Genomic DNA, 17,128 nt, shown 5'->3' with positions numbered 1-17,128 from the left:
CTTGCTATCGGGATTCCGGCGCGATTCGACTACCGCATATGTTAACGTAATCAACAATCGCCGCGCCTCACGCGCGTTGATGAAAGGAGAGAAGAGAATGAAGCGCCGGGCATCCACCATGACGATCCTGCCCCTGGCGCTCCTGTCACTCTCCACCATGGCCGCGCAGGCCGCTCCTGCCCGTTTCGAACGCTTCACCTATCAGGGTCATGCTGTCGAGCAGGCCCCCCTGCCCAGGGGCGACTATCGCAATCCGATCCTGTCGGGCTATTATCCCGATCCTTCCATCACCCGCGTGGGCGACGACTATTATCTGGTGAATTCCTCCTTCGCCCATTTCCCCGGCCTGCCGATTTTCCAGTCCAAAGACCTCGTCAACTGGACCCAGATCGGCAATGCGATCGACAGGCCCGAACAGCTCGACTTCACCGGACGCGGAACATCCCAGGCTGCATTCGCGCCGGACATCAGTTGGCATGACGGTACCTTCTACATCGTCAACACTTGTGTCGGGTGCCGGGGCAATTTCGTCATCACCGCGAAGGATCCCGCCGGACCATGGTCCAACCCTGTCTGGTTGCCCTTCGAAGGCATCGATCCCTCCATCTATTGGGAAGGCGACAAGGCCTATATCGTCAACAACCGCGCACCGGACGAGCCTGCCCGCTATGACGGGCATCGCGCCATCTGGATTCAGGAATTCGACTGGCGCACCGGCAAGATGGTGGGGCCCAGCACGCAACTCATCAACGGCGGCGTCGATATCGCGAAAAAGCCGGTCTGGATCGAAGGGCCGCATATCTTCAGGAAGGACGGCTTTTATTATCTGACGGCGGCGGAGGGCGGCACCAGCGTCAACCATTCCCAGGTGGTGTTCCGGTCGAAGGAACTACGCGGCCCCTATCTGCCCTTCCAGGACAATCCGATCCTCACCCAGCGTGATCTGGACCCCGCCCGGCCCGACCCCATCGGTTCGGCGGGGCACGCCAAGCTGGTGCAGACGCAGAATGGCGACTGGTGGGCGACCTTCCTGGCGGTTCGTCCTTATGCGAAGGATTTTTACAATATCGGGCGCGAGACCTTCCTGCTGCCCGTCACATGGAAGGATGGCTGGCCGGTCATCCTGCCGCACGGGCAAGCGATCCCGCATGTCGCCAAGGCCCCGCGCCTGCCGGTTCAGGCGAGGCCCGCCCTGCCCACCAGCGGCGATTTCTCCTATACGGACGAGTTCGACGGCAACCGCCTGTCGATGCAGTGGATCGGCATCCGCACGCCGCGCCAGCCCTTCTACCGCCTGAACGGCGGCGCGCTGGAACTGGACAGCGGCGCGCCCCTTGGCGACCTGAACGGCGTCCCGGCCTTTGTCGGGCGTCGCCAGCAGCATGCCAATGCCACCATCTCCACCACGCTGCGCTATAGTCCGGCCGTGGATGGCGACCGCGCCGGTCTTGCCGCGGTGCAGAGCGACCGGAACAACCTCTTCTTCGGCGTGGCGCGGATCGGCGGGAAACAGGTCGTAGCGCTCTACACGCGCGGCCAGGCGGATACCGATACGCTGGTGGCGTCCGCGCCGCTCGCCGCGACCGGTCCGGTGACGCTGACCATCCGGGCCACGGGCGGCACCATGGCGTTCGACTATGGCGTGAACGGCCGGACGCGGACGCTCAAGGCAGGGCTCGACGCGACGCTGCTCAGTACGAAGAAAGCGGGCGGTTTCGTCGGCACCGTCGTCGGCCCCTATCATTATACCCCTTTGCGCCGTCCTGCCGGAGCGGGACAGTGAGCATCAGCCGGCGCGAAGCCGCCGCCGGTCTTGCCGCGGGCACGTTGGCGCTGGCCGCCGGAAGGAGCCGCGCATCCACCCACACGCCCCCGCCCGTCCAGCCGCTCGCCCTCTGGTATCGCCAGCCTGCGAGCGAATGGACGCAGGCCTTGCCGGTCGGAAACGGCCGTCTGGGCGCGATGATATTCGGCGGCACGGCGCAGGAACGGTTGCAGCTCAACGAAAGCACGCTTTGGGCGGGGCAGCCCTATGATCCCGTCAATCCTCAGGCGAAGGAGATGCTGCCACAGGTCCGCGCGCTGATCTTCGCGGGCAGGATCGCGGAGGCCGAGGCCCTTGCCAACAAAATGCTGATGGCCAGGCCGCTGGCGCAGATGCCCTATCAGACGCTGGGCGACCTCACCCTCGATTTTCCTGGCCTGGGGCCGATCAGCCGCTATCGGCGCGACCTCGACCTCGACAGCGCCATGGCGACCACCCGTTTCGAATCCGGCGGCTCCATGCATGTCCGTCAGGTGACGGCCTCGCCCGGAGACCAGGTCATCGCCATTCGGCTCACCGCGACCGGGCCGGGCAAGCTCGACGTCGATGTCGGACTCCGGTCCCCGCAGCAGGCCGTCACGCTGGCGGCGGACGGCTCCTTCGGCCTGTTGATGAGCGGACGCAACAGCGCATCGAAGGGGATCGAAGGCGGTCTCCGGTTCGCGGCACGCCTGCTGGCGCAGGTCGAGGGCGGACGGGCCGTCCATGCGCCGGACGGCAGGCTCTCCATCCGCGGCGCGCGGGCGGCCACCCTGTTCATCGCGATGGCGACCAGCCATCGCCGGTTCGACGATGTCGGCGGCGATCCGCTGGCCGCCACGGCCGCCGTCATCGGCAAAGCGCGCACCCGTCCCTTCGCCCGCATCGCCACCGACACCGCCATCGCGCACCGGCGGCTGTTCCGCCGCGTCGCCATCGACTTTGGAACATCGGCCGCCGCCGGGCAGCCGACGGACGAACGGATCGCGGCATCCCAGACCAGCGACGATCCGGCGCTCGCCGCTCTCTATTTCCAATATGCCCGCTATCTGCTGATCTGCTCGTCGCGGCCGGGCGGACAACCCGCCAACCTCCAGGGCCTGTGGAACGATAGTCTGACCCCGCCTTGGGGGTCCAAATATACGATCAACATCAATACGGAGATGAACTACTGGCCCGCCGAGCCGACCGGCCTTGCCGAATGCGTGACGCCTCTGGTCGACATGGTCCGCGACCTGGCCGTCACCGGCGCCCGCACCGCCCGGACCATGTATGGCGCGCGCGGCTGGGTCGCGCATCACAATACCGACCTCTGGCGCGCGACGGCGCCGATCGACGGGGCGCAGTTCGGCCTGTGGCCGACCGGCGGCGCATGGCTCTGCACCCATTTATGGGACCATTATGATTATGGCCGCGACCACGCCTATCTCACCGGCATCTATCCGCTGATGGCGGGCGCGGCGCGTTTCTTCCTCGATACGCTGCAAAGCGATCCCACGACCGGCTTCCTGGTCACCAACCCGTCGATGAGCCCGGAAAATCCGCACGGCCATGGCGGGACGATCTGCGCGGGTCCGACGATGGACATGGCTATCATCCGGGACCTGTTCGGCCAGACGATCGAGGCCGCGACCATCCTGCGGACGGACCCCGCCCTGATCGGCGAGATGCGCGCCGCCCGCGAGCGGCTCGCCCCCTACCGGATCGGCCGCCAGGGCCAGCTTCAGGAATGGCAGCAGGATTGGGACGCCGATGCGCCGGAACAAAAGCACCGGCACGTGTCGCATCTTTACGGCCTCTATCCTTCCCGCCAGATCAGCCCGGACGGTACGCCGGACCTTGCCGCCGCGGCGCGCCGGACCCTGCAGATCCGGGGAGATCGGGCGACCGGCTGGGCGACGGCCTGGCGCATCAACCTGTGGGCGCGGCTGCGGGAGGGCGATCATGCCCATGCGATCCTGCGCTTCCTACTCGGCCCCGAACGCACCTATCCCAACATGTTCGATGCCCATCCTCCTTTCCAGATCGACGGCAATTTCGGCGGCGCGTCCGGGATCGTCGAAATGCTGATGACCAGCCATGGCGAGACCATCGACCTTCTGCCCGCGCTGCCCCGCGCCTGGCCCAGCGGCCAGATCAGCGGCCTGCGCGCCCGTGGCCGCTGCGCCGTCGACGTCCAATGGCGCGACGGCGGGCTTGACAGGGCGGTGCTTCGCCCTGAACTGGATGGCCAAAGGACCGTCCGCCTGGGTGACAAGGGCCGCGTCCTTTCCCTCAAGGCCGGAAGGCCGGTCACATTGACCATGAGAGATTTTGCATGATCCTTCGCCGCCTTCTCCTGCCGATCGCGGCGCTTTGCGCCAGCACCGCCCTCTCGGCGCAAGGCCCCGATCCGCTCGCCCCCACCGGCCGGTGGAGCGCCTATCGCGGCGGCCAGGCCGACCTGCCGCCGATGGGCTGGAACAGCTGGAACGCCTTTTTCACGGAGATCGATGAGGAAAAGCTGCTTGGATCGGCGCAGCGCATCCTCGACAGCGGCCTTGCGCAGAAGGGCTATCGCTACATCAACATCGACGATGGCTGGTGGCTCAAGCGCCGCACCAGCGACGGCAGGCTGATGATCCGGACGGAGCAATTCCCCTCGGCGCGCATGGCGCATGGCGATCCCTCCTTCCGGCCCCTGACCGACCGGCTGCACGCCATGGGGTTCAGGGCAGGCATCTATTCCGACCTGGGCCGCAATATCTGTTCGCAGGCCTATTCCACCGGCAAGGCGCAACTGCCCGAAGGAACGATGGCGGAGCGGGAAGTCGGCCTTTACGGCCATATCGATCAGGACATCCGCCTCTTCTTCGCCGACTGGGGCTTCGACGCGATCAAGGTCGACGGCTGCGGCATCCGCGCCTTCGCGGCCGATGCCGAACGGGTGCGCAACGGGCAATATCGCGCCCTGCCGCCATTGATCGACCAGGCGTCCACCAGCCGGTCCGACATCCCGGCCGTGAAGGCCCTGTTCGCCGACATCAACAAGGCGCTGGCGCGCCACAATCCGGACGGCGGCTATCTGCTCTCGCTCTGCATCTGGGGCAGTGCCAATGTGCGTGGCTGGGGCAAGGATGTCGGCAACATCTCTCGCACCAGCGACGATATCGCGCCCAACTGGAGCCGGATGCTCACCAATTACGACAGCGCCGTGCGCCGGGCGCTCTATGCCCATCCGGGGTCCTGGAACGATCCCGACATGCTGTTCATCGGCGCGGGCGACTTCGATGCGCAGCATCTGACGGAGGCCCGCTCCCATTTTGCGCTCTGGGCGATGATGAACGCGCCGCTGCTGATCGGCGCGGACCTGCGCCAGACGCCGCAGCCGCTGTTGGACATATTCGGCAATGCAGCGCTGATCGCGGTCGACCAGGACCCGGCCGGGAACCAGGCCGTCATCGCGTTCGACAGCGACGGCCTTCAGATATTGGTCAAGACGCTGTCCAATGGGGACAAGGCTGTCGCTCTCTTCAACCGGGGCATGGCGCCGGTGGACGCGGTGCTGACCGCCGACCATCTCAAATTCCGGGCCGATCGCGACATCGCCCTGTCGGACCTCTGGACCGGCGCGAAGAGCATTTTCTCGAAAGAGACGAAGCTGCATGTCGAACCGCGAGAGACTCTGGTTTTCCGCGCTTCCGGCCAGCGCCAGCTCGCCGACGGCGTCTATCTTTCCGAACGACCCGGCATCGTCAATCCCGCCGTCGATGGCGTCGTCCAGCCCCAGCCCGACCCAACCATCTATCGCTCCATCCCCGGTTGGCGAAGCACGCGCGGCATCGGCGAGCGCCCCATCTATGCGGGCTGGGGCGGCGCCATGCCGGACGCGACGCCCTATAACCAGCCGCTCACCGTCGCCGGCCGGACATTCGCGTCAGGCATCGGCATTCTCGCCAATTCCCGGCTGGAGGTGCGCAACGAGGGCTTCACCCGCTTCACCGCCCAGGTCGGGGTAGACGACAGCGCGGACGACGGCGGGCAGCCGGTGCGCTTCTTCCTCTATGGCGACGGCAAGCCGATGGCTAGCACGCCGCCCCTGCGCCGGGGCACAGCCGCCACAGCCCTGTCCGCCGATGTGAAGGGCGTCGCCATCATCGAACTGGTCGCCCGCGCGGATGGGGTCAGCGGCAATGCCGTTCCCGTAAGCTGGGGAGACGCGGCGCTGCACCGCTGATCCCAGCCCATTTCTCTTTGGTTTTCGATATTTTCCGCGCCAGCAGGCGATGCCACCCGCTTCGAAAATATTCTAACGGATCGGCATTTCGAACGATCCGACCGGCAAGGGCGCTTCGTCATAGAGGTTGACCACCGGGGATCCGGCCCAGGCATAGCGCACCCGCACCGCCGGTTGGCCATCCCCCGCCAGCAGCACCCGCGCCCCTTCGACCCGGCCGGGCACGAAGCGGCAACTGCCCGGTCCCTCCCCGCAGAGTTCGAAACCCACTGCCTGCGCGGCGCTGCGCAGGTGCAGGCCGCCAGTCAGGCCGGTAAATTCGACCGCAACGCCGCCATCGGGCATGGCAAGCGCGCGGGCCGCCTGCGGCCCGGTGCGCGACACCGCTTCGCCATAGGCCACCGCCCGCATCGCCCGCGCCAGGCGGCGGCCGACCTCCTGCTTTTCGCCGGGGTGGATATCGAACGGATCGCCCAGGTCGATGGCCGTCGCCAGCCCGGCATGCATATCCTGCGCCATCGCCTGATATTGCACATGACGCATCTGCGCCCACCCATCTTCCGCCGGCCGGGTCGCGGGCGCGCCATAAGCGGCGAGCTGGACCGCCACGAACGCGAGGTCGGGCGCGCCGAACTGGCGCCGCCAGTCCGCCATCATCGCCTTCATCCGGTCGGCATAGCCGGGCAGGCCGACATCCGATTCCCCCTGATACCAGGCCACGCCCTTCAGCCCGATCGGTCCCAGCGGTGCGATCATGCCGTTGTACAGCGTGCCCGATCCGGTGACATCGCCCCAGGGCACACGCGGCGCGCCCGATGGCGACTTCGCCACGACCGCATAGCGCCACCCGTCGCCCAACGGAATGTCCCCGCCCTGCTTCAGCCCCAATTTCATGACGTCGGCCGGACCCGACAGCCCGCCAGTGCCATAATTGTCCTGCACATTGACGACCAGAAGGTTGCGGCCCGCCTTCAAGACACCCGGCGGAACATCGAATGTGCTCGGCTGCCAGCTACGCGCGCTCATCGCCACCGGCTTGCCGTTGATCCATACCCGTCCGACATCGTCCAGGAGCCCGAGCGAGAGCGTGGCCGCGTCCTTCGCCTGCTCCGCGGTCAGGTCGATCTCGCGACGATACCAGACCATGCCGTCAAAGTCCGCCAGTTCGGGCACGCCCCATTCTTCCCACGGGCCGATGCGGGGAACGTCGCGCCAGGCAAGCTGGCTCGCCGCTTGCCACGGCTCCTTGCCCGCGACGTCGCCCGTTTCCTTGCGCCACCATTTTTCCCACTCGGCGCTGGCGGCCCGTTCCGCCGCGAAGGGATCGCGCCCATGGAGCGACAGCAGCGCCGACTGTGCGGCTTGCCCGACGGCCGCCTGCGCCCGCGCGCCCATCCACGGGCTGATCCGGGACCCGCCCCAACTGCTGGCGATGGCGCCGATCGGTACCGCTGCGGTCTTGCGCAACTCCCGCGCCATATAGAAGCAGGCCGCGGAAAAGCCGGATACGCTGTCCGGCCCGGCGCGCTGCCAGGAGGGCGCCTTTTTGAAGTCGCGCAGCGGCTCGTCCGCGGTCGCGCGGGGCACCAGCATCAACCGCAGTTGGTCGTCGCCGGATGTGCGGATCTGCGTCATGGCGTCCTGGGCGTTGCGCACCTCCAGCTCCATGTTGGACTGGCCCGAACACAGGAACACGTCCCCCGCCATGACATCCCGCGCGGCGGTGCTCCCAGACGGCGCGCGGGCCTCCATCGTCACCGGCCCGGCCCGGTCCAGGGCACCGAATTTCGCCTCGAACCGCCCCTCCTTGTCGGCGCGGACCTGAAGGCTTTGCCCGGCAAGCGTCACCGTCACCATTTCCCCCGGTTCGGAACGTCCTGTCACCGTTACCGGGTGATCACGCTGGATGACCGCATGGTCGCCGAACATCGGGTCGAACCGGGGTGCCGCCAGCGCCGGGGCCATGGCTTGCGCGCCAGCGCCGACCGCCACGGTCGCGGACCACAGAACAGAATTGCGTGGAAACATGCCTTCAGTTCCTCCACTCAGATACCTGTCCTCTTCCGGACCGTTGACGGCAGGAATAAGGGTTTATCCAGGCACCACAACCGATTTTTGGTATCGCTATCATAGTTTCATGTCCGACTTCTCGCGCCGGGGCTATTTCGCCGGCCCGAAATCGAGATTTCGGGAAAAGAAGGGGATCAATTCGTCCTGAAACCGCCATGCCACCCGACTGGTGTGATCGCCTTCATAAATCTGGAAACTGTTGCCGATGCCATAGCGGTCCAGCACCTCATGCAGGGTCTGCGCGTCGCCTTTCAGCCCGTCCCTGTCGCCGACATCGATCGCGATCGCCCGGTAACGGCGCAGATTGCCGACATATTGATCGACAAAGGCCAGCGGCGCGTTGGCGGCCCATCGGGCGAGTATCTGAGGCTGCACCACGCCATCCTTGACCGGCAGGTCGAGATAGAGCGGCGGACTTTTCGGATTGGGCGACCATGCGGCGGCCGTCGCGAGCTGCGCCCGCAGGATGAACGGCAGGCCGGCCGAATCGGCGGGCGTCCTGACCGCCTCCAGCGCCTTCATCGCGTCGGCGTCCATGCGCCCCGCATCCCGGGCGGACAGGCAACAGGGACTCATCATATAGAGCGCGCCGAACATGTCGGCATGTTTCATGCCGATGCGGGTGGTGCCGTATCCGCCCATGCTATGCCCCGCAAGACCTCGACTGTCCCGCTTTGCGATCGTGCGGTAATGACCGTCGATGTAGGCGACGAGATCGCGGGCGATGAAGGTCTCGAAATCGCCCGTCGTCACGGAGCTGGAATACATGGACCCATTATGGACTGTATTCGAATCGGGCAGCACCAGGATCATTTCGCGCGCGCCCCTGGCGAAGGCGTTTTGCACAGTCGTCGGAACATGGATTTCCCCCGTCCACTGCTCCGCGCCGATGGAATAGCCGTGCAGCGCATAGATGACCGGATATCGCCTGCGCGGTTCGCGGCCATAGCTGGGGGGCAGCACGACCAGCACGTCGCGATCCGCCGACTCCCCCTCCAGATTGCCTTCTATCGTCGGCGCATGGACCTTGATCCGCTCGATCGTCACCGGTCGCGCGCCTGCGACCGCCGCAGGTCCGCCGGTGGTCACCTGCGCCGGTGCGGGTGCCGCATGCATGGCCAGTGCGGCTCCGAAAACCGCCATGATGATGTTCTTCCGCTTCACGCCTGCCCCTCCTTGTCAGAACTGTTCATGGGCCGTCCTGATCCTCAACCGCCGCGCAGCAGCCGCATGACCAGCGTTCGGATACGGCCGTAATTGCCCTTCGCCAGCGGGCCCAGCACGCCATGCCGTTCTTCGGGCAGGTGGGCCAGCGGATGCCCGTCCGGGCGGAATACATAATGGTCGAAATAGGCACGCCATGCGGCCCGTTCCGGCTCCGGCCTTTCCGCCACCGCGATCATCGCCAGCAGCATGGCCGTATAGGGCGAATCCGGGCCGGCGGCGAAACCGTCCCACCAATAGTTGACCAAGATATTGACCGGATCGAGCGCTTCGACCTGATGCCACCACAGCTTGGGCAGATAGAGCGCGTCGCCCGGCTCCAGATCGATGACGATCGCCCTGGCCTGTGCCGCCGCGAAGCGGGGGTAGGCATTGGCGCCTTCCGATGCTCCCGACGCCATGGAAATGGGCTGGCCCGACAGCGTATGGTCGACCGGCCCGACATAGAGATCGCCTATCGCATCGGGCGGATAGAGGGTGAAGCGCCGCCGCCCCGCCACCACGCAGGCCAGATTGTCATAATTGTCGTAATGACACGCGACGGTGGACCGATTGCCCACCCACAGCCGCGGGCGAACCTCCGGGGCCAGCAGGCCGCAGGGATTCTCCTTCGCGAATCCGGGGAAATAGGCGTCCGTCGGCAGCGAGCCCAGATAGGCGGTTTCGCCAGCGCCACCCATATTGGCAGCGATCCGGTCCAGCGCGCTGCCCGTGCTGGCCGTCTGCCGCATGAAATTGAAGCCGCCCGGTCCCTCGCCATAATGATAATGTCCGTCCAGATCCGCGCCGCCGGAAAAATATTCTGCGCTAAGGCTCGCGTCGAAGCGTGCGACATAGGCAAGCGCCTCGGCGCCTCCCTGCCGTCCCGCCGCGACAGCGGACCAGTCCGCAAAACGTGCCCGTATGACCGCGGGGCGGCACGATTTCGCAAAGACGCGCAGTTGTTCGGCGCCCGCCATGTCCCGCGCCGCGAATGTCTCGATGGGGTGCAATTCGTCCGCCATGGTTCAGACCGGCGAGGCCAGCCGCTCGTTGCGGCGGCGTGCCATGAGCGCAATATGCTGGAGCGACCCGATCATCGCATAGGCCCATTGCATGTGCCCGGAACGAAAGAGGCTGATTGCCGCCGCATCGTCCAGTTCCCCCAGCGCATCGAGGCTGACGGTGTAGAGCCCGTCAAGCCGCAGCCGCTCCCCATCGTCGAAGTTCAGTGCGATGTCGATCGGCTCTATCAGGCGATGGGCCAGCAGGTCTGCAATGAAGGCGTCGGTCGCTTCCGCCCCGGCCATCAGGCGGCCCAGCGCCTTCTGCACGGCCTGGAGCGCGGCCGTCGGCGCGCCCTGCGCATCGAACAGCGCTTCGCCCTCCTCCGTGGCGAAGCGTCCGCTCGCCCGATCGATCGCAATATTCTCGCCTGAAGCGAAGAATCCCTCGCGGATCGCTTCCAGAGGCCGGAATGCGGGCAGGCCGTCAGGCGAATCCGTCAGTGATTCGCCGATTTTGAACCCTCTCAGTGCCCCCGCATAAAAGGCGCCCGTTTCCGGATGCTTGGAAAACAGCAAGGGACAGGCGACCGCCGCGGCAGGAAATTCGCTGATGACGAGGCGCACGAACGGCCCCGGATTCTGAGCGGAGGGGCGCATCCGTAACGTCGCGTGAACCTCGCTGTTCAGCAATTCCATCTGGTCCATACCCCCTCCGCTCCTGTTTGCGTGAACATCGCCGGCAATATGGCCTGTGCGGACTGTCGCAGCATTCCGTGCCGATCTTGATTACACCTACAATTTAGCTTGATCCATGATTTCGATAGCGCTACCATTTTCCATAGAAGAAAAGAAGACCTGGGTGAGGATGATGTAAGTCCGCAAGGATGGCGGAGAAAAAATCACTTCAGATCAGGAAAACATGATCGCCGGGGCGATAGTGTCCCGGCGTTCGGGCGAGATATTGTCTGAACAAGGGGAGGATCATGAAGTACAGATTGACAAAAGAGGGAAGCGTGCGCGGACGTGCCGCGCTTGCCGCCACGGCAAGTCTGCTGGTTCTGGCCGTCGCCGTTCCCGCCGGCGCGCAGGATGCGGCACAGGGCGTCGCCACCGATCCGGCCAGCAATGCCGATATCATCGTCACCGGCATTCGCGGTTCGCTGCAGCGCAATCTCGACATCAAACGCGAATCGTCCGGCGTAGTCGACGTCATTTCCTCGGAAGATATCGGCAAGTTTCCGGACTCCAACGTCGCGGCTTCGCTCCAGCGTCTGCCCGGTGTCTCCATCCAGCGTTCGGGTTCGCGTGGCGAACCGCAGGGAATATCGGTTCGCGGCTTCGGCGGCGACTTCAACGAAACGCTGGTCGACGGCCGCCGTATCTCGACGGCTTCGGGCGGCCGTTCGGTCGACTTCACCACGGTCGGCGCCGACTTTGTAGGGCAGCTGGCCGTATTCAAGACACCGGACGTTTCGCTTTCCAGCAGTTCGATCGGCGCGACGCTCAATATCTCCTATCCCAAGCCGTTCGACAAGCCGGGCACCCGCGTGGCGATGAGCGCTTCAGGCTCGATCCAGGATGAATCGGGCAAGATCGTTCCGACCGTCGGCGGCCTGTTCAGCACCACCTTCGCCGACGACACGATGGGCATATTGGTCGATGCCATCTATACCCGCCGCGACACGCAGACCAATCGCGTCTATGTCTCGGGCTGGCAGGGTGGCAAATTCGCGCCCTGCCAGATCGCTGGATCGACCGCGACGACGTGCAACCCGTCGGACGACGCCACGGCGGCACCGTCCGACCGGAAAAGCATCAACGGCTGGTATCAGCAGCAATATGGCGCCGACCAGCGCTATACCAAGGATGAGCGCATCGACGGCCGCATCGCTTTCCAGTGGCAGCCGTCCGACGACGTCGTGCTGACGATCGACGACAATTATTCGCGCCAGAAGGTCGTCACCGACATTGCCGGTTTCGGCATCTGGTTCAACCAGGGCGACTTGCGCAATGTCGAACTGGACAGCAACGGCACCACCGTGAACTTCCTCCAGGCGGGTTCACCGACCGATTTCACGGCGGGCACCGACAAGAATATCCTGGAAACCAACCAGGTCGGCGCGAACGTCAAGTGGGAAGCGACTGAAAATCTCACGATCGACGCGGACGCCAGCTATTCCAAGAGTCGCCTCAATCCGGACGGCCAGGTCAGCAGCGAAGGCGCCGACATCGGCTATGGCGGCCTGCTCGGCACCACGCTGGGCGTGCGGGTGACCGGCAACAGCAGCAACGCCTTCCCGGAACTCACCACCTATGGCCCCAACGGCAACCAGGCGCGCTGGACCGATCAGGCCATTCTCGGTTCGCATGTCACGGTGCGCATGGCGCAGAAGAACAGCGACGAGATCAAGCAGTTCCGCCTGGGCGCAACCTGGAAGCAGGACGATCTGACGGTGAAGATCGGCGGCCGCTACATGGAGGATGAATTCTCCCTGGAGAACCGCAACACCTTCGCCAACAATTACTGGCAGGCCTATGCCGGTTACGGCGCGCCCTCGGGCCGCACCAGCGGCGTCCCCATTCCGGCGAGCCTGATCCAGGGCACGATCGGCACCGGCAACTGGATTCCCGGCTTCAAGGGCAACCTGCCACCTGTGCTGCTCAACTATGACGCCCGCGCATACCAGCAGTATCTGGAAAGCCTCTGGAAGGGGCCGACCGCGACGCCGGGATATAATAATGGCTGTTGCACCGGCTTCAACGGGACCCTGGATCTCGCGCTGGATCCCGGTTCGGTGCAGAACATCCTGGAAAAGAGCTGGTCCGCCTGGATCAGCGCGAGTTTCAAAACCGAAATCGCGGGAATGCCCTTCCACTTCAACGCCGGTGCCCGCGAAGAAATCACCAAGGTCATCTCGACCGGCATCGGCCGCCTGCCCGTCTCCATCGTCGGCAGCCAGGCTGACCCGACCTTGCTGACGGTGGCCTTCACCGACGCCCAGCCGGTCTCTACCAGCAGTAGCTATTCCTACTTCCTGCCCGCGCTGGACATGAAGCTGGAACTGACGCCCAATCTCCACCTGCGCTTCGACGCCTCGCGCACGCTGACCCGTCCGGCGCTCAACACGTTGACCCCGGTCCTCAACGTGGGCAGCGGCCAGCGCGTCGGCGCGCTGACCGCCACTGGCGGCAACCCGGCGCTCAAACCCTATCTGGCGGACAATTTCGACCTGGCGGCGGAATGGTATTATCAGCGTAACTCCTATGCCGCGGTGAATTTCTTCATCAAGGATGTGTCCAACTTCATCGTCGCGGGCACGCAGCGCCAGACCATCAACAATGTGATCGATCCATCGACGGGGCAGCCCGCGGTCTTCACCGTGTCGCAGCGGGTCAACGGTCCGGAAGCCACGGTCAAGGGCGTCGAACTCGCATGGCAGCACGTGTTCGGGGACAGCGGCTTCGGCTTCAACGCCAACGCCACCTTCGTCGAAACCAACAAGCCCTATGACCGCAACGACCTGTCGACCAGCGGCTTTGCCGTGACCGGCCTCGCCAATTCCGCGAACCTCGTGGCCTTCTATGACAAGAACGGCTTCGAGTTCCGCACGGCGGTGAACTGGCGCGACAAATATCTGCTCCAGTTCGGTCAGGCGCAGAACAACTCGCTGTTCGGAGCGGAGCCGACATTCGTCAACTCCAGCCTCCAGATCGACCTCAGCACCAACATCAGGCTGACCGATCAGTTCAGCGTCTTCGGCGAAGCGCTCAACATCACCAATGAAACCTTGAGTACCCATGGCCGCTTCAGCAACCAGTTGCTGGATGTCTATGGCTATGGCCGGCGCTTTACCGCCGGTGTCCGTTACCGCTTCTGACGCTTCTCGCCCTGGAAGGGATGCCGATCGGCGTCCCTTCCCTTTTCACGCCCTTCCCTTTTCCTGGGTTCCGACATGGTGCATCCCGTCCGCAATATCGTGATCGTCGGCGGCGGAACCGCCGGATGGCTGACCGCGGGCATCATCGCCGCCCGTCATCGCAGCCGCATCGACAACGGCTTCACCGTGACGCTGGTCGAATCCCCCAACACTCCCATCATCGGCGTCGGTGAAGGCACCTGGCCGACGCTGCGCACGACCCTGTCGCGCATGGGCGTTTCCGAAACCGATCTTTTCCGCGAATGCGACGCCGCCTTCAAACAGGGCGCGCGCTTCGCCCGCTGGACGACGGGAGACCCCGGCGACGGCTATTATCATCCGCTGATGCTGCCGCAGAATTTCGGACAGGTGAACCTGGCGCCCCACTGGCTCGCCCGGGATGATGGCGAAAGCTTCTGCGACAGCGTCTGCGCGCAGGGCCGGATCTGCGACGAGGGCCTCGCGCCCAAGACGATCGCGACAGCCGAATATGATGCGCTTGCCAATTACGCCTATCATCTGGACGCGGGCAAGTTCGCGCCCTTCCTGCAACGCCATTGCTGTGAAAAGCTGGCCGTGCGCCACGTCCTTGCCGATGTGGAGCAGGTGCTGATGAAGGAGGATGGCGACATCCGCGCCGTCCGCACCACCCAGGCCGGCGAGATCCAGGGCGACCTGTTCGTCGATTGCACCGGGTTCAAGGCACTGCTGATCGAGGGCGCGATGCAGGTGCCTTTCCGCGATTGCGACGACGTGCTGTTCTGCGACACTGCGCTGGCGATGCAGGTGCCCTATGAGCGGCCCGACAGCCCGATGGCGTCGCACACCATCTCGACCGCGCAAAGCGCTGGCTGGGTCTGGGACATCGGCCTGCCGACCCGCCGGGGCATCGGCCATGTCTATTCCAGCAGCCATATTTCCGACGAAGAGGCGGAGCGCGAGCTGCGCGCCTATATCGGTCCCCTGGCGGATGGCCTCCATGCCCGGAAAATCTCCATCCGTTCCGGCCATCGCGAGACCTTCTGGAAGGGCAATTGCGTGGCCGTGGGCCTTGCCGCCGGTTTCCTAGAACCGCTCGAAGCCTCGGCCATCGTGCTCATCGAACTGTCGGCCAAGATCATCGCCGAACAGATGCCCGCCTGCCGCGAAGTGATGGACATCATCGCATCCCGTTTCAATGCCACGACCCATTATCGCTGGGGCCGGATCATCGATTTCCTGAAGCTCCATTATGTGCTGACCAGACGCACCGACAGCGACTTCTGGCGCGACAATATACGCAAGGAAAGCATCCCCGACCGGCTGAAGGAATTGATGCTGCTCTGGCGCTACCAGTCGCCCTGGTTCCTCGACGAGTTCGACCGGGTAGAGGAGGTGTTCCCGGCAGCGAGCTATCAATATGTGCTCTACGGCATGGGTTACCGGACGCAGGTCGACCGCCACGCTCTGGCGCGCGACGCCCATCTGGCCGAACGGGCAAGGCGGGAAAATGCGGCCCTGACGGCAAAGCTGCGCACGGGCCTGCCGCGGCACCGCGACCTGATCGACAGGATCGTGATGCATGGACTGCAACCGGTTTGACGGTTCGCAGCCCGGCTCACCGGCGATATTATTTGTCCTACAAGATTGCGTTGGCTAGATGGTAGCGCTATCTTCGACACAATAACGAGAGAGGAACAGCATGCCCATGAAGTTGCGCGCACTTGAAGCCCTGCCGCTTGCCATCGCATTGCTCGCGACCGGATGCCAGCAGTCCCAGCCGTCGAACGAAGCGCAACCGGCGAAGGGAGCGAAGCGCGACGCGTCCGAATATCTCTCGCAGCCGCTGGTCAGGGACATCTACACCGCCGACCCGTCGGCCCATGTCTGGAACGGGAAGATCTACGTCTATCCCAGCCACGACATTGACGGTCCCACGCCCGAAGACGATCTGGGCGGCCATTTCGAAATGCGCGACTATCGCATCCTGGCGATGGACAGGATCGGCGGCCCGGTGACGGTCGGCCCCGTCGCGCTCGACGTCAAGGACGTGCCCTGGGCGGACAAGCAGATGTGGGCGCCCGACGCCGCCCATAAGGACGGCACCTATTATCTCTATTTCCCGGCCAAGGACAAATCGGGCGCCTTCCGCATCGGCGTCGCGACGTCGAAGGACCCGATGGGCCCCTTCAAGGCGCAGCCGCAGCCGATCAAGGGCAGCTATTCGATCGACCCCGCCGTCTTCACCGATGACGACGGCGCCAGCTACATGTATTTCGGCGGCATCTGGGGTGGCCAGCTTCAGCGCAACATCGACGGCCAATATGATCCCAACGGATCGAAGACCGACCTTGGCCAGGACGACAAGCCCGCGCTCCAGCCCCGCGTCGCGAAAATGAGCGGCGACATGCTGCAATTCGCCGAAACGCCCCGGCCTATCCAGATCCTCGATGAGAAGGGCAAGCCGCTGCTGGGCGGCGACCATGACCGCCGTTTCTTCGAGGCGTCATGGATGCATAAATATAAGGGCAAATATTATTTCAGCTATTCGACCGGCGACACCCATTATCTGGTCTACGCCATCGGGGACTCGCCCTATGGTCCCTTCACCTACAAGGACCGCATCCTGGAGCCTGTGGAAGGATGGACGACGCATCATTCCATCGTCGAATGGAATGGACGCTGGTGGCTTTTCTACGCCGACAGCCAGTTGTCGGGACAGACGCGCCTGCGCAATGTGAAGGTGACGGAACTTCACTACCGTACTGACGGCACTATCCAGACGATCAATCCTTTCGTCACGAAAAAATCCAAGTCCACGGGTTCGCAATGACAATGGCCGTCGCGGATCGACGCCATGTCCGCGTGGCCATCATCGCAGGGTGACTTCAAACTGGAGCCTCTCCGCAGCAAAAAATAACTAAAAAACACG

The 17,128-nt window shown here is 64.5% G+C and carries 10 protein-coding genes; 6 read left to right on the top strand and 4 right to left on the bottom strand.

Features of this window, described 5'->3' with window-relative positions; translation table 11 throughout:
* The first annotated feature begins 97 nt into the window (after window positions 1-97).
* The 3 genes from MJ601_RS04350 to MJ601_RS04340 are packed head-to-tail and all read left to right on the top strand — an operon-like array spanning window position 98 to window position 6,020.
* Window positions 98-1,783: a glycoside hydrolase family 43 protein gene (locus MJ601_RS04350; RefSeq protein ID WP_491572882.1), complete on the top strand. Its 1,686-nt coding sequence runs from the start codon at window positions 98-100 to the stop codon at window positions 1,781-1,783.
* Window positions 1,780-4,125: a glycoside hydrolase family 95 protein gene (locus MJ601_RS04345; RefSeq protein WP_242123634.1), complete on the top strand. Its 2,346-nt coding sequence runs from the start codon at window positions 1,780-1,782 to the stop codon at window positions 4,123-4,125. Before MJ601_RS04350 ends, MJ601_RS04345 begins: the two co-directional genes overlap by 4 nt.
* Complete coding sequence (locus tag MJ601_RS04340; protein WP_242123633.1) at window positions 4,122-6,020, top strand: NPCBM/NEW2 domain-containing protein; 1,899 nt, start codon at window positions 4,122-4,124, stop codon at window positions 6,018-6,020. The genes MJ601_RS04345 and MJ601_RS04340 overlap by 4 nt, the downstream gene beginning before the upstream one ends.
* Window positions 6,021-6,092: 72 nt before the next feature.
* Here MJ601_RS04340 and MJ601_RS04335 read toward each other — a convergent pair whose 3' ends face one another.
* The 4 genes from MJ601_RS04335 to MJ601_RS04320 form a co-directional block, all read right to left on the bottom strand.
* Window positions 6,093-7,985 carry a sialate O-acetylesterase gene (locus MJ601_RS04335; protein WP_242123804.1) on the bottom strand — a complete coding sequence of 631 codons (1,893 nt, stop codon included), beginning with the start codon at window positions 7,983-7,985 and terminating at the stop codon, window positions 6,093-6,095.
* Window positions 7,986-8,180: 195 nt separating this feature from the next.
* Window positions 8,181-9,254 carry an alpha/beta hydrolase gene (locus tag MJ601_RS04330; protein ID WP_491572881.1) on the bottom strand — a complete coding sequence of 358 codons (1,074 nt, stop codon included), beginning with the start codon at window positions 9,252-9,254 and terminating at the stop codon, window positions 8,181-8,183.
* Window positions 9,255-9,298: 44 nt separating this feature from the next.
* Complete coding sequence (locus tag MJ601_RS04325) at window positions 9,299-10,318, bottom strand: cupin-like domain-containing protein (protein WP_242123631.1); 1,020 nt, start codon at window positions 10,316-10,318, stop codon at window positions 9,299-9,301.
* A 3-nt stretch (window positions 10,319-10,321) separates the two neighbouring features.
* A complete protein-coding gene (locus tag MJ601_RS04320; protein ID WP_242123629.1) occupies window positions 10,322-11,005 on the bottom strand; it encodes a SapC family protein in 684 nt (227 codons plus the stop codon).
* Window positions 11,006-11,283: 278 nt separating this feature from the next.
* Between MJ601_RS04320 and MJ601_RS04315 the strand changes: the two genes are divergently transcribed.
* From MJ601_RS04315 to MJ601_RS04305, 3 genes are all read left to right on the top strand, one after another.
* Window positions 11,284-14,178, top strand: coding sequence for a TonB-dependent receptor (locus MJ601_RS04315; protein WP_242123627.1), 2,895 nt, complete (start codon window positions 11,284-11,286; stop codon window positions 14,176-14,178).
* A 75-nt stretch (window positions 14,179-14,253) separates the two neighbouring features.
* On the top strand, window positions 14,254-15,798 hold the full coding sequence (locus MJ601_RS04310) for a tryptophan halogenase family protein (RefSeq protein ID WP_242123625.1): 1,545 nt from the start codon (window positions 14,254-14,256) through the stop codon (window positions 15,796-15,798).
* Window positions 15,799-15,898: 100 nt separating this feature from the next.
* Window positions 15,899-17,029 (top strand): glycoside hydrolase family 43 protein, encoded by a 1,131-nt coding sequence (locus MJ601_RS04305; RefSeq protein WP_242123623.1) that lies wholly within the window; start codon window positions 15,899-15,901, stop codon window positions 17,027-17,029.
* The last annotated feature ends 99 nt before the right edge of the window (window positions 17,030-17,128 follow it).

It is taken from the genome of Sphingobium trunci, assembly GCF_022664535.1.
Taxonomy (GTDB): domain Bacteria; phylum Pseudomonadota; class Alphaproteobacteria; order Sphingomonadales; family Sphingomonadaceae; genus Sphingobium.
Note: the sequence above shows the minus strand (reverse complement) of the source record. Positions and strands in the feature narration are given on the sequence as shown.